Here is a 12799-nt window from a genome sequence, read left to right as displayed (position 1 = left end):
GCAGATAGAGGATTTAATTTTTTCTTAGAGTCTTTATTAGGTTTAACGCTCTAACCTAACTCGAAAGAATATATTTTCTTCTTAAATTATTATTCCACTTCAACCACTTTTAAAGGATTAAAAGATTGAGTGGTCGGCATCATTTCAATACGATTAATATTAATGTGTGGAGGTTGTGAAGCAATCCAAGCTACTGTATTTGCAATATCTTCAGGCAAGAGTGGATTCTTTTTATCATATAGACTGTTTACTTTATCCTCATCACCTTTAAAACGCACAAGAGAAAATTCAGTACCTCCACACAACCCTGGTTCAATGTTAGTTACGCGCACACCAGTACCAGCCAAATCAGCACGAAGATTTAGACTAAATTGCTCCACAAATGCTTTGGTTGCCCCATACACATTGCCCCCTGGGTATGGATATGTGCCTGCGATAGACCCCATATTAATAATCAAACCTGATTTTTTCTTTACCATACTTGGCAAAATTAATCGGGTAATCGTAACAAGCCCCTTAACATTGGTATCAATCATCGTGTACCAATCATCTAGATCTGATTTATCTGCTGGTTCCAATCCTAATGCCAAACCTGCATTATTCACCAATAAATCAATTTGGCCGATTTGAAATTCGGCTGGCAAATCAACCAATACTTTATTTATATTTTCTGCCGTATCTGTCATGTCAAATACTAATGGGTAGAATTTTTCACCAAGTTCTTGTTTTAGTTCTTCTAGTTTTTCTGCTCGTCTTCCGCAACCAATAACGTTATATCCTAACTCAATCAGTTTTTTTGAAATGCTATAACCAAAACCCGCTGAGGCACCTGTAACTAATGCTAACATTCTTATATCCTTAGAAATGATCAACTATTTCAGTTGAACTCATGATGAACATATCAGCCTTTATATTTACACAATATTTATTATTAGCCTAAAAAAATAAAAGTTTTTTAAAAATTTTAAGAGAAATTAAAATCTATAAAAAATATATTTATTAAATAATTATATGCATTAAAAAACTAAAAGCAGAACATGCTTACCTAATAAAAAAGTTTACCGTGAAAGGTAAACTTTTTTATTTGAGACATCCAAGACTAAGCAGGAATACCACTATGAAAACGGAAAGTATTATCTGGGGTTAAAATCAGATTCTTTTCAACTTCACGGATATGATCAATTCGCTGCTGAATATCCTCTTTAGGATCTTTCATTTTTGCAGTGGTTGCCACATCAAGCGCAAGTGCGAGATAGTCTTCAAAATGACGAGACTCTGACTTAAGCAAGTATCGATAATAACGTCCTAACTCATCATCTACACGCGGAGCAAGTGCATAAAAACGCTCACATGAACGAGCCTCTACGAATGCCCCAATCACCAGCACATCAATTAAAGCTTCAGGCTCATACGTACGAATCTCTTTACGCAACCCACCTGCATAACGCCCAGCACTTAAACCAGTCCACTCTTGACCGCGCTTAGCCATAAGCTCAAGTACTTGTTCATAGTGAAGCATTTCTTCTCGTACAAGTTGAGCAAGTTTTACTTGTAAGTCAGGAAAGAAGCTATAGCGGAACATTAAGTTCATTGCTGTACTAGCAGCTTTCTTTTCACAATTAGCATGATCTTGCATCAAGATATCTAAATTATTGATTGCCTCATCCAACCATGCATTTGGTGTTTGACATCCTAAAAAGGCCACCACAGGTTGCATTAATTCATCGTAATTGATACTCGACATAACCAACTATCCAGCTGCCTGAATCGCTGTTTTCATATCTTTAACAGCTTGAACCAGACCTACAAAAACACTTTCAGCAATAATTGAATGACCAATGTTTAATTCATGAATTTGTGGAATAGCTGCAATTGGCGCAATATTTTTAAGGTTAAGGCCATGACCTGCATTTACAACCAAACCTTTTGAAGCTGCATATTCAACACCTTTGATAATGCGCTCTAACTCGGCTTGTTGATCTTGCTCTGTTTCCGCATCTGCATATGCACCTGTATGCAACTCAATCGTAGGTGCGCCACACGCAACTGCTGCATCAATTTGGGCTAAATCAGCATCAATAAATAATGATACGTCGCAACCAATAGCTGCTAAAGTTTGAGTTGCAGCTTTAACTTTTTCAAAGTTACCCACTACATCCAAACCGCCTTCAGTTGTTACTTCTTGGCGTCTTTCTGGAACAAAACACACGTGCTGCGGCTGAATTTCTTTCGCAAACTCGACCATTTCATCAGTAACAGCTAACTCTAGGTTCATACGCGTTTTTAATAATGGACGCATGCGACGTACATCATCATCTTGAATATGGCGACGGTCTTCACGCAAATGCAAAGTAATCCCCTCTGCACCAGCTTGTTCACAAATAAGAGCAGCTTCTACAGGGTCTGGATAAGTAGTACCGCGCGCCTGTCTCAAAGTAGCAACATGGTCTATGTTTACACCAAGCAATGCAGCCATAAATAAATCCTAATTACGATTGAGTTTGAGTATTTTGAATCCACAATTGTCGACTTTTTAGGGGACGATCTCCTAAAAGCGATGTAATCATTTGACGGTATAGTTTACCTAATAATTGCAATTGTTCGTGAGAAAAATCCTGACCTTGCTCATAATCCAACATAGATAAAATTGCTTTACCTGACAATGAAGAGCGGCTTGCCTGAACAACGGGTGCAAAACCTTCAGTTACCTGAAATTGATAAAACTGGTGGGCCTGTATTGGCTGTTGTTGAGTATCAATTGAGAAATCAATCGCGTAACCCAGCTCAGGAAGTAAAACATGTTCGAACTGGCGCAAAATCTGTCTCAGAAAAAGATCAGGATTTTCATGGGAAGATAATTGCTGTAATTGAAGCAAAGTTAATTGATATTGCTCAAAAGATTGCGGCATTGCCTCTTCTAATGGGCAAAGTCTAAGAACAATTTCATTTAGATAAAAACCAGCAAAAAAAGCATCACCAAAAAAGAAAACAGGCTGATTTAATATTTCCAGCTTAGTAAAATTTTTGAGTTCACTTTTACCCGTGGCTTGTAGCCGAATAGGCTGATATTGAGGGGGCGGAGTCTGTCTTAAAATACCATCGACTCGCCCATATTCCTGAGTAAAAAGATGCACAATATGACTTTTTTCACGGTACTTACGGTGATGAATCATATATCCATGGAGGACTTCATTGCGCATCATAAAAAGAATCTATTCCTCAGATTCTTTTTCTTTTTTGTCATCCTCATCATCACCGTCAGGAATAACAGCACCTACAACAGCTGCTGTACCTTTAACTACACCTTTAGTAGTTTTATAGGCGATACCTACTGGTACGGTTACAAGCTTATATACACAACCTTGTAACATCAATGTACATCCAACTATAGCGATTAATGATGTAATTGTTTTCATACCAGCATCCTTATCCTTTAGATATCACTGTATCCTAAGCTTTTGAGAGCACGCTCATCATCAGACCAGCCACCCTTCACTTTCACCCAAAGTGTGAGCATAATTTTTTGCTCAAACATTTTTTCCATGTCTTTACGAGCATCCATACCAATCGTTTTAAGCTTGGCACCTTTTTCACCAATCACAATGGCTTTTTGACCAGCGCGGTCTACAAAAATCGTTGCATCGATATAGGTACAAGCTGGTTTTAAACGACCAGTTTTTTCATTAACAGTTGCTTCTTCTGTTTTGAAAGATTCAATTTGTACTGTTAAATCATAAGGAAGCTCTTCACCCAACTGACGCATGATTTTTTCGCGAATAATTTCACTTGCCAAGAAGCGTTCAGAGCGGTCAGTAATCTGATCAAATGAATACAATGGTGGTTGATAAGGAAGGTATTTCTCAATCGTTTCACTCAAGTGTTCTAAGTTTGCACCACGCAAAGCAGAAACAGGAACAATCTCAGCAAAATTCATAAGTTTGGCACGTTCTTGAATGAGAGGAAGAATCTCTCTTTTATCTTCAAAAGTGTCAGCCTTATTAATGACTAAAATAACCGGCATTTCAGCGTTCTTGAGTTTTTCAAGCACTAAATCGTCGTTTTGAGTCCACTTATAAGCATCAATAACGAATAAAACTAAGTTAACGTCACGTAATGCAGAATGAGCAGCACGGTTCATCATTTTATTAATAGCACGCACTTCTTTTTTATGCATACCTGGGGTATCTACATATACCGCCTGCATTTTTTCACGCGAATCAATACCAATAATTTTATGACGTGTTGTTTGAGGTTTACGCGAGGTAATAGAAAGTTTTTGACCCAATAAATGGTTCATGAGGGTAGATTTACCCACATTTGGACGTCCTACAATCGCCACAAATCCGCTCTTAAAATCCGAAGGGATTGTTACGCCTTTGGAACTAAAAAATTGATCAATCAGATTATTAGGATCTTGGTTTTCATTTGAATCTGGATTGATTTGATCAGAATGCATCGACATGCAGGTTATTGCTCCAATAACTTTAAAATTTCCGCCGCTGCTGCCTGCTCGGCAAAACGACGACTTGAACCCTCACCATAAATCTTCGGTAAACCATCTACCACACATTCCACTTTAAAGTGCTGATGAGGTGCATCACCCTGAATATCTACAACCTCGTAAACAGGGAGAGGTTTTTTACGTGCTTGTAGATACTCTTGTAAACGTGATTTGGGATCTTTGAGTTGATCCGTAGGTTCTATATGGTCTAAATAGGGTATGTACCATTTTAGCACAATATCTTTAAGTAAGTTGAGATCACCACTATCAAGATAGATTGCACCAATAATCGCTTCTACCGTATCTGCTAATATTGACTCACGATGATGACCACCAGACTTCAACTCGCCTGTACTTAATATTAAACACCGACTAAGTTGCAAATCTGTTGCAATCTTACCTAAAGCTTCCTGACGAACTAAAGTCGCTCGCATACGCGTGAGGCGGCCTTCATTTTCATTTGGATAGGCATGATATAGATAATTAGCGATTATCATGCCTAATAATGAATCACCGAGAAACTCTAAGCGCTCGTAATTGTATTTGTGACTCACCGAACGATGAGTCAAAGCTAACTGTAACAATTCAAGCTGCTTAAATTGATATCCGATTCGACTCAGTAAGCGAGGATCACTTAGTTTGAACTGATGTTTTATCAAAACTCTTCTCAAATGTTAAAACTAAATCAATATTAAATAAGAAAGGTTTTCTTACTTCATATTTCTTTTTGACCGTTAGACCTGACTGATTAAACACTTGAGCGATCTCTTTAAAGTGGAGATCACGAATATTGTTCATTTCGAGTCGCTGATCCATTTGTGTTACAAACTTTTGTGGTGTGATCTCAGAAGAGCTTTCTTGTAAAAGCTCTTCTATCTGATTATTAATCAGCCGATCATCCCAATATGCTGGCCAAACTGCAAGTACAGCTTTTACTGCAACCGCAAATATAACCACCCCAAATAAAATTGCTAAATACGAAGTACCCTGTTGTGCCTTACGCATTTCTTTTTTTCCTAATGGTTGTTTTTAATCTATTTTTCCATTTCGGCTAAAGTTAGGAAGGTGTAAACCCGGTTCTTTATGCATCCACACGTAGAATGCTCGTCCTGTTAAGTTTTCTTCAGGAACGAACCCCCAGAAACGACTGTCTGCACTTTGATCGCGGTTATCCCCCATTGCAAAGTAATGTCCTTTTGGTACAGTCACTTCCCAATATAAACCGTCTTGGTTCGCATATTTACCATTTTCAACATAGTTGATAAACGGTGCTTGACGCGCCACATTTACGCCTTCAAGCTCACGCATCGTAAAGGTATGCTCACCAATCGTCTCTTTATGATAAATAGACGTTGGTGTATCCATCACATCTTTTTCACGACTGAACTGTGTTAATACTTTCGGTACTTTTTGCCCATTAATAATCAATTGCCCATGGTCATAAACAATATGATCACCAGGTAAACCAATTACACGTTTAATATAGCTAATTGTTGGTTGAGGTGGATAACGGAATACAATTACATCACCACGCTTTGGTTCACCAACATCAATAATTTTCTTATTAACAATAGGTAAACGTACACCATAATCAAATTTATTCACCAAAATAAAATCACCAGTTTCTAGAGTTGGCACCATAGAATCCGACGGAATATTAAATGGTTCATAAAGAAATGAACGAAGTACAAGTACTACAGCTAAAACTGGCCAAAAGTCATAGGCCCATGTAATGACAAAATTTTCGTTCCCGCGTCCTTTATTTGCACGCTGTTTTAATACAAGTTTATCTAACAACCACACTGCAAATAGAATCAGCGTAACTGGAACAAGAATTAAATTAAAATCAAAATCCACATGACCTCACTCGCAGCCTCGCTGCTTGTATTACAGTGGGGAAAGGAAATTATTCACTTTCCCCACCCTCATTTCTTATCTTTCTACTTTCAATACAGCCAAGAACGCTTCTTGTGGAATTTCAACACTTCCCACTTGTTTCATACGTTTCTTACCTTCTTTCTGTTTAGAAAGTAGTTTTTTCTTACGTGAAACGTCACCACCATAACATTTTGCCAATACGTTTTTACGCATCGCTTTTACAGTAGAACGGGCAATAATTTGCGCACCGATTGCTGCCTGAATAGCAACATCGAACATTTGGCGAGGAATTAAGTCTTTCATTTTCTCAACCAATGCAATACCACGATGGCGTGCATCATTACGGTGACAAATCATAGCCAAGGCATCAACCTTTTCGCTATTAATTAACACATCAACCTTAACTAAAGCTGAACTTTCAAAACGTACAAAGTTATAGTCTAAAGATGCAAAGCCACGAGAGCACGACTTTAATCTGTCAAAAAAATCCATAACGACTTCAGCCATCGGAATTTCAAAAGTAATAGAAACTTGGTTACCCAAGAATTTCATATCTTTTTGTACACCACGACGTTCGATACAGAGCGTCATTACGTTCCCTAAATATTCTTGAGGAACAAGAATATGACATTCAGCAATTGGTTCACGCAAATCTTCTACGGTCGATCCATCCGGCATTTTTGATGGACTATCGATGTAAATCGTTTCGCCTTTCTTGGTTAATGCTTCATAAATTACGGTAGGTGCAGAACTGATGAGGTCAAGATCGTACTCACGCTCTAAACGCTCTTGTACAATTTCCATGTGCAGCATACCTAAGAAGCCACAACGGAAACCAAAGCCTAATGCATCAGAACTTTCTGGTTCAAAGAATAAAGCCGAGTCATTGATCTGTAATTTTTGTAATGCTTCACGGAATGGTTCAAAGTCACTGGCATCAATCGGGAAAAGACCAGCATATACTTGCGGTTTAACTTTTTTGAAACCCGGTAAAGTTGCAACGTCTGGTGTAGAAGCAAGAGTAATTGTGTCACCTACTGGCGCACCAAAAATATCTTTAATACCCGCAATAACAAAACCTACTTCACCAGCTTCGAGAATATCTGTTTCGGTATGCTTAGGATTAAATACACCCACAGAAGTGACCGGATGAGTTTGCCCTGTCGACTTAACCAACATTTTGTCGCCCTTGCGGATACGACCTTGTTTAATACGAACAAGAGAAACTACGCCTAAGTAGTTATCAAACCATGAGTCGATAATTAATGCTTGTAATGGTGCTTCACGATCACCTTCTGGTGCCGGAATAACATCGACTAAACGCTCGAGTACACCTTCAACACCTAAACCAGTTTTTGCTGAACAGGTTGGTGCATCTGTCGCTTCAATCCCGATAATTTCTTCAATTTCATGAATGACACGTTCAGGTTCAGCCTGTGGTAAATCAATTTTATTTAGAATAGGAAGAACTTCTAGGCCTTGTTCAATTGCTGTATAACAATTTGCAACTGATTGAGCTTCAACACCTTGTGCAGCATCTACAACCAATAGTGCACCTTCACACGCAGCTAATGAACGAGAAACTTCATAGGAGAAGTCAACGTGCCCTGGCGTATCAATAAAGTTAAGTTGGTATTCCTGACCATTTGGATGGGTGTAATACAGCGTGACAGAAGCGGCTTTAATGGTAATCCCACGTTCACGCTCAAGCTCCATTGAGTCTAAGACCTGAGCTTGCATTTCACGATCTTGTAGACCGCCACACATCTGAATAAAACGGTCAGCCAATGTAGACTTACCATGGTCAATGTGGGCAATAATCGAGAAATTTCGTATATTTTTGATATCGACGGATTTTTTAGCTTGCGCCATGGGTTACCTTGAGAAAATATAGAGTGCTATGTAGCTTGTTTTAATACACAGCCAAAGCGGTTAAATAAATTGCGTGAGATTATAACAGATGCATATTTTAAAGTATCCAAAATAATCATGAGCTTTGTACTTATGTTTTAAAAAAGGACAGTCAAAGTAAGCGTATTACGTCCAACTATTGGGCATATGAAACGGTAAAATCATAAGGATTTATGCTTGAATCAAGCGGCGTATATGCATGAGTAAAAGTTGGCGACATTCGTTTTGGACGTCCTGTAGCAATTTCAATACATGCCCATTTGGTATTTCCAACAAATAATACGGCCTGATCTGATGGGCGAAAAAACACATACTGGCGGAATGAATAAAGTGCATTAATGTCATCTAACCATGTACGTAACACAATTTGTTCGCCTTCAAAAGCAGCTTTACGATATTGCACATGATGCTCAACCGCGACCATGGCGTGTTTTAACTCAAGATATTTAGTTACCCCTACTCCCAAAGTTTCAACATGGGCAGCCGCTACATCCTGCATCCACTGAACATACATTACGTTATTTACATGTCCCAACGCATCAATATGATGTGGCTGCACCTGAATATGTAAATCAAAAATACTACTCACAAATGAACACTCTTATTTATTAACCTTAAAACTGAAATAAGTGTAGGTAGATATCGCTAAACGCTCAAGATAAATAACAAAAACCACCCATTTTCAGGGTGGTTTATTGATTGGATTGAGGATTATTGAATACGTAAACCAAGCATTGCGCGCTGTCCCTGACGAATAATAGCAACACGTGCTACAGTATTTTTCGGCAAGTTAGAAACAACTTTTGCAAAATCCTGACTATTTAAAATTTGGCTATTATTGACTTGGGTAATCACATCACCCGGAATGATATTGGACAATGACGCTAAACCACCACGGCGAACATCTTGTACAAAAATACCACCTTTTACACTCAACGCATTTTTTTCCGGTTCAGCTAGATCACGAATACTCATGCCTAAAACTGGTCCCTTAGATGCAGCACCTTGTAAACCAGTAGCAGGTGTTTCATCTGGTGCAGTCGTTAAAGTCGCTGAAATATTACGTGTTTTATCATCACGTAATACTTCAAACTGAACAGTTTGATTTGGCTGTACTTTGTTTAATGCGTACAGTAAATCACTTGTACGAAGTACAGGCGCACCATTTAATTTTAAAATCACGTCGCCCGCTCTTAGCCCTGCTTTTTGTGCAGGTGAGTTCGGAGAAATTTGAGTAATTAAAGCACCTTCAGGTTTTGGTAATTTGTACGCATCAGCAAGGTTTCGGTCAATATCTTGCATCATCACCCCTAGATAAGAGCGTGTGACTTTACCTTTTGTTTTAAGCTGATCGGCAACATCCATAGCTACGTCAATCGGAATAGAGAAAGACAAGCCCATATAACCGCCGGTACCACTAAATATTCGAGAGTTTACCCCGACCACTTCACCATTTTGGTTAAACAATGGACCACCAGAGTTACCCGGGTTTAAAGCCACATCTGTTTGAATAAATGGCACCGAAGTTTCACCGCTCATGTTTCGTGATTTTGCACTAACAATACCTGCCGAAGCTGAGTAGTCAAAACCAAACGGCGAACCAATTGCTAAAACAGGTTCGCCGACACGTAAACGGTCAACATTTCCTACTCGTAAAGCTGGATAGTTAGTTCCATTTACCTTTAACAAAGCAACGTCTGTACGCTCATCACTACCCACCACGGTTGCATCAATTTCACGGCGGTCATTTAGAGTGATGCTGATACGAGAGGCATTTTCAATCACATGGTGGTTTGTGAGTAAGTAACCATCTTTACTAATGAAGAATGCGCTTCCGTAAGCTGTCTTTTCTTGTGGACCTTGTTGCTGTGGAATGATGACCTGATTGCCAAAGAAACGTTTTAAAATTTCAGGAACTTGTTGCTGCAACAGTTCATCCTGAGTCATTTTTTTTACGACATTTACACTCACGACTGCTGGACTAACTTGTTCAACAAGATTTGAAAAATCAACAGCAGCATTTGCTTGAACAGCAGCAACTGTAAATACCGCTGCATACATTCCTTGTTGTAAATAGCGAGATTTCATTCGGTGCTCACCCACAATTGGTCTACGAGAATAAGGATAAAACTGTTGTATCACAACGCTTTGAGGTTTTGCGTAACAATATGTTTATTTGTAATACGTCATCACAAGGATTATTTTACGCATTGCAACTTTTTAAGCCAATTGCAATTTTTCTCTGAGTTAGAGCGCTTAAGCTCTTGCCTTTTTAGGTAAAAAGGGGTGTCATTAGCGGACGTTTTAAATTGATGCGAATGGACATGCCTAATTTACAGACAATTCACCACTTTGACGTGATTATTGTGGGCAGCGGCGGCGCTGGTTTAAGTCTGGCTTTATCGTTACCAAATCATTTTAATATTGCAGTTTTAGCCAAAGCTGCTCTAACCGAAGCAAGTACCTTTTATGCTCAAGGTGGCGTTGCTGCTGTTCTTGATGAGACTGACTCTATTCAACAGCATATTAATGACACTATGATTGCAGGCGCTCATTTATGTGAAATGGACGCGGTACAACATACCGTAGAAGGCGGCCGCTCTTCTGTTGATTTTCTTTTAAAACAAGGCGTGCAATTTACCTTAGATGAGGATGAGCAACTTCACTTAACTCGTGAAGGTGGTCACTCGCAGCGTCGCATTATCCATTCTGCTGATGCAACAGGCAAAGCCATTTCAACCACTTTAGTTGAGCGTGCCAAAGAACGTAAAAATATTACTATTTTTGAAAACTATATTGCGATTGATTTAATCACCTCGCATAAATTAGGCCATACCGACCAAGCGAATCGTGCTATTGGTTTATATGCATTAGATGAAAATACTGAAAAGGTTCATACTTTCCTTGCACCATTCACCGCACTGGCTTGCGGCGGTGCGATGAAAGCTTATCTGTACACATCTAATCCAGATATTGCCACAGGTGATGGTATTGCAATGGCTTACCGCGCAGGTTGCCGTGTAGCCAATATGGAATTTAATCAGTTTCATCCAACATGTCTCTATCACCCTCAAGCACGATCATTTTTAATTACCGAAGCTATGCGTGGTGAAGGTGCTTATTTGCGCTTACCTGATGGCGAACGTTTTATGTTGCGTTTTGATGATCGTGCAGAACTGGCTCCTCGCGATATTGTGGCACGTACCATTGACCATGAAATCAAGCGTCTCGGTATTCGTCACGTGTGGTTAGACATTACCCATAAATCACCAGAATTTATTAAAGAGCACTTCCCTACACTTTATGCAAGATTGCTTGAGTTAGGCATCGATATTACCAAAGACATGATTCCTGTAGTTCCAGCAGCTCACTATACATGTGGTGGTGTTATGGTTGACTCAAATAGCCAGACGGATATTGAAGGTCTCTATGCGATTGGTGAAACGTCTTATACTGGCTTACATGGTGCAAACCGCATGGCAAGTAACTCATTACTTGAGTGCTTCGTTTATGGCATGAGTGCAGCAAAAGATATCGAAAATAAATTTGATGAAAACTTCAAATTACCAGAAGTACCAACTTGGGATGACTCACAAGTAACCAATCCTGATGAAGATGTTGTGATTTTACAAAACTGGGATGAGTTACGTTCGACCATGTGGAACTACGTTGGTATTGTCAGAACCACAAAACGTTTAGAACGTGCTTTACACCGTATTGAAATGTTAAAGCGTGAAATCACTGAATATTATCAAGACTATCGTGTTAGCAAAAACCTGATTGAGCTGCGTAATCTTGTTTTAGTATCTGAAATGATTGTTCGCTGTGCTATGCAACGTAAAGAATCACGTGGTTTACATTACACACTCGACTATCCGGAAACTTCGAGTGAGATTCGTAAAACTGTTTTGACTCCTCCAAATTTTGCAGTAGAACAGCCATTGGTTAATACTGACATTTAAGTTGTTCTTCTATAAAAAAGCACAGCTTTAGCTGTGCTTTTTTATTTGCTTTGATATTTATGCTCTAGGTGGGATTGAATAAGTCGCGGTCACATGCGCAACAGGTTCATCCAAACCGACCGAATAAATCCAAACCTCACCCACCACTAAACTCTTTCCTACTTTCATGAGTTTACATTCACTACGTAAGTCTTGATCACCCGCGGGTTTTCTTAAAAAATTAATATTAAAGTTGGTGGTTACGGCTAAACCAACAATACCGATCTCACCTAATATCGCAATATATAAGGCAAAATCAGCTAATGTCATCATGGTTGGACCAGATATCGTGCCACCAGGGCGTTGATGCCTTTGGTCGACATGATAATAAACAACCGCTGCTTTGGGGGTGACTGATTCAATCGTGCAATGTTCAAGACTTGGTGGAAATTCCTTTTCAAGAAATGCCATGATTTCTTCTTTTGAGCTTTTCATCCTTGTTATTCTTCAATCTATAAATCATATGTAAGATAGCATAAGAAAATAGCAGATATTTTCTATGACGATT

The 12799-nt window shown here is 39.0% G+C and carries 14 protein-coding genes; 1 reads left to right on the top strand and 13 read right to left on the bottom strand.

The features are described 5' to 3' along the window. Positions 1 to 89: 89 nt before the first annotated feature. The 12 genes from ACTJJH_RS11225 to ACTJJH_RS11170 all read right to left on the bottom strand — a co-directional run bounded on the left by ACTJJH_RS11225 (position 90) and on the right by ACTJJH_RS11170 (position 10378). On the bottom strand, positions 90 to 848 hold the full coding sequence (locus ACTJJH_RS11225) for an SDR family oxidoreductase (RefSeq protein WP_032035927.1): 759 nt from the start codon (positions 846 to 848) through the stop codon (positions 90 to 92). A 251-nt stretch (positions 849 to 1099) separates the two neighbouring features. Then, positions 1100 to 1744, bottom strand: coding sequence for a tRNA-(ms[2]io[6]A)-hydroxylase (locus tag ACTJJH_RS11220; protein WP_182917858.1), 645 nt, complete (start codon positions 1742 to 1744; stop codon positions 1100 to 1102). A 6-nt stretch (positions 1745 to 1750) separates the two neighbouring features. Continuing rightward, complete coding sequence (gene pdxJ, locus ACTJJH_RS11215) at positions 1751 to 2476, bottom strand: pyridoxine 5'-phosphate synthase (RefSeq protein ID WP_017386244.1); 726 nt, start codon at positions 2474 to 2476, stop codon at positions 1751 to 1753. Positions 2477 to 2489: 13 nt separating this feature from the next. Then, complete coding sequence (gene recO / locus ACTJJH_RS11210) at positions 2490 to 3203, bottom strand: DNA repair protein RecO (protein ID WP_016146115.1); 714 nt, start codon at positions 3201 to 3203, stop codon at positions 2490 to 2492. Between the two features lie 9 nt (positions 3204 to 3212). Continuing rightward, positions 3213 to 3416 carry an NF038104 family lipoprotein gene (locus tag ACTJJH_RS11205; protein ID WP_005067833.1) on the bottom strand — a complete coding sequence of 68 codons (204 nt, stop codon included), beginning with the start codon at positions 3414 to 3416 and terminating at the stop codon, positions 3213 to 3215. A gap of 17 nt (positions 3417 to 3433) precedes the next feature. Next, the gene (gene era / locus ACTJJH_RS11200) at positions 3434 to 4456 is read right to left on the bottom strand and encodes a GTPase Era (RefSeq protein WP_079381034.1); all 1023 of its coding nucleotides are present in this window, start codon (positions 4454 to 4456) and stop codon (positions 3434 to 3436) included. Between the two features lie 11 nt (positions 4457 to 4467). Next, complete coding sequence (rnc, locus tag ACTJJH_RS11195) at positions 4468 to 5160, bottom strand: ribonuclease III (RefSeq protein WP_005067830.1); 693 nt, start codon at positions 5158 to 5160, stop codon at positions 4468 to 4470. Further along, on the bottom strand, positions 5132 to 5506 hold the full coding sequence (locus tag ACTJJH_RS11190; RefSeq protein WP_032055219.1) for a DUF4845 domain-containing protein: 375 nt from the start codon (positions 5504 to 5506) through the stop codon (positions 5132 to 5134). Before ACTJJH_RS11190 ends, rnc begins: the two co-directional genes overlap by 29 nt. 24 nt (positions 5507 to 5530) lie before the next feature. Then, entirely contained in the window at positions 5531 to 6358 is an 828-nt protein-coding gene (gene lepB, locus ACTJJH_RS11185; protein ID WP_005067825.1) for a signal peptidase I, read from the bottom strand. A gap of 75 nt (positions 6359 to 6433) precedes the next feature. After that, positions 6434 to 8251 carry a translation elongation factor 4 gene (gene lepA / locus ACTJJH_RS11180; RefSeq protein ID WP_002118606.1) on the bottom strand — a complete coding sequence of 606 codons (1818 nt, stop codon included), beginning with the start codon at positions 8249 to 8251 and terminating at the stop codon, positions 6434 to 6436. Between the two features lie 175 nt (positions 8252 to 8426). Further along, positions 8427 to 8879 carry an acyl-CoA thioesterase gene (locus ACTJJH_RS11175; protein ID WP_060464842.1) on the bottom strand — a complete coding sequence of 151 codons (453 nt, stop codon included), beginning with the start codon at positions 8877 to 8879 and terminating at the stop codon, positions 8427 to 8429. Positions 8880 to 9001: 122 nt separating this feature from the next. Further along, positions 9002 to 10378, bottom strand: a complete 1377-nt coding sequence (locus tag ACTJJH_RS11170; protein ID WP_060464843.1) for a Do family serine endopeptidase — start codon at positions 10376 to 10378, stop codon at positions 9002 to 9004. 230 nt (positions 10379 to 10608) lie between these two features. Between ACTJJH_RS11170 and nadB the strand changes: the two genes are divergently transcribed. Then, positions 10609 to 12252, top strand: coding sequence for an L-aspartate oxidase (gene nadB, locus ACTJJH_RS11165; protein ID WP_440601138.1), 1644 nt, complete (start codon positions 10609 to 10611; stop codon positions 12250 to 12252). A gap of 57 nt (positions 12253 to 12309) precedes the next feature. Here nadB and ACTJJH_RS11160 read toward each other — a convergent pair whose 3' ends face one another. Continuing rightward, positions 12310 to 12726 (bottom strand): PaaI family thioesterase, encoded by a 417-nt coding sequence (locus tag ACTJJH_RS11160; protein WP_032035941.1) that lies wholly within the window; start codon positions 12724 to 12726, stop codon positions 12310 to 12312. Between the last annotated feature and the right edge of the window lie 73 nt (positions 12727 to 12799).

This window comes from Acinetobacter sp. 22301, assembly GCF_052045285.1.
In the GTDB taxonomy this organism is placed as follows: Bacteria; Pseudomonadota; Gammaproteobacteria; order Pseudomonadales; family Moraxellaceae; genus Acinetobacter; species Acinetobacter pittii.
This window is presented reverse-complemented; position numbering and strand designations above follow the sequence as displayed.

What these genes read in the sequence shown, in the direction of transcription:
- ACTJJH_RS11225 (WP_032035927.1), bottom strand. Translation starts at nt 848, where the DNA reads ATGTTAGCATTAGTTACAGGTGCCTCAGCGGGTTTTGGTTATAGCATT.
- ACTJJH_RS11220 (WP_182917858.1), bottom strand. Translation starts at nt 1,744, where the DNA reads ATGTCGAGTATCAATTACGATGAATTAATGCAACCTGTGGTGGCCTTT.
- pdxJ (WP_017386244.1), bottom strand. Translation starts at nt 2,476, where the DNA reads ATGGCTGCATTGCTTGGTGTAAACATAGACCATGTTGCTACTTTGAGA.
- recO (WP_016146115.1), bottom strand. Translation starts at nt 3,203, where the DNA reads ATGATGCGCAATGAAGTCCTCCATGGATATATGATTCATCACCGTAAG.
- ACTJJH_RS11205 (WP_005067833.1), bottom strand. Translation starts at nt 3,416, where the DNA reads ATGAAAACAATTACATCATTAATCGCTATAGTTGGATGTACATTGATG.
- era (WP_079381034.1), bottom strand. Translation starts at nt 4,456, where the DNA reads ATGCATTCTGATCAAATCAATCCAGATTCAAATGAAAACCAAGATCCT.
- ACTJJH_RS11190 (WP_032055219.1), bottom strand. Translation starts at nt 5,506, where the DNA reads ATGCGTAAGGCACAACAGGGTACTTCGTATTTAGCAATTTTATTTGGG.
- lepA (WP_002118606.1), bottom strand. Translation starts at nt 8,251, where the DNA reads ATGGCGCAAGCTAAAAAATCCGTCGATATCAAAAATATACGAAATTTC.
- ACTJJH_RS11170 (WP_060464843.1), bottom strand. Translation starts at nt 10,378, where the DNA reads ATGAAATCTCGCTATTTACAACAAGGAATGTATGCAGCGGTATTTACA.
- nadB (WP_440601138.1), top strand. Translation starts at nt 10,609, where the DNA reads ATGGACATGCCTAATTTACAGACAATTCACCACTTTGACGTGATTATT.
- ACTJJH_RS11160 (WP_032035941.1), bottom strand. Translation starts at nt 12,726, where the DNA reads ATGAAAAGCTCAAAAGAAGAAATCATGGCATTTCTTGAAAAGGAATTT.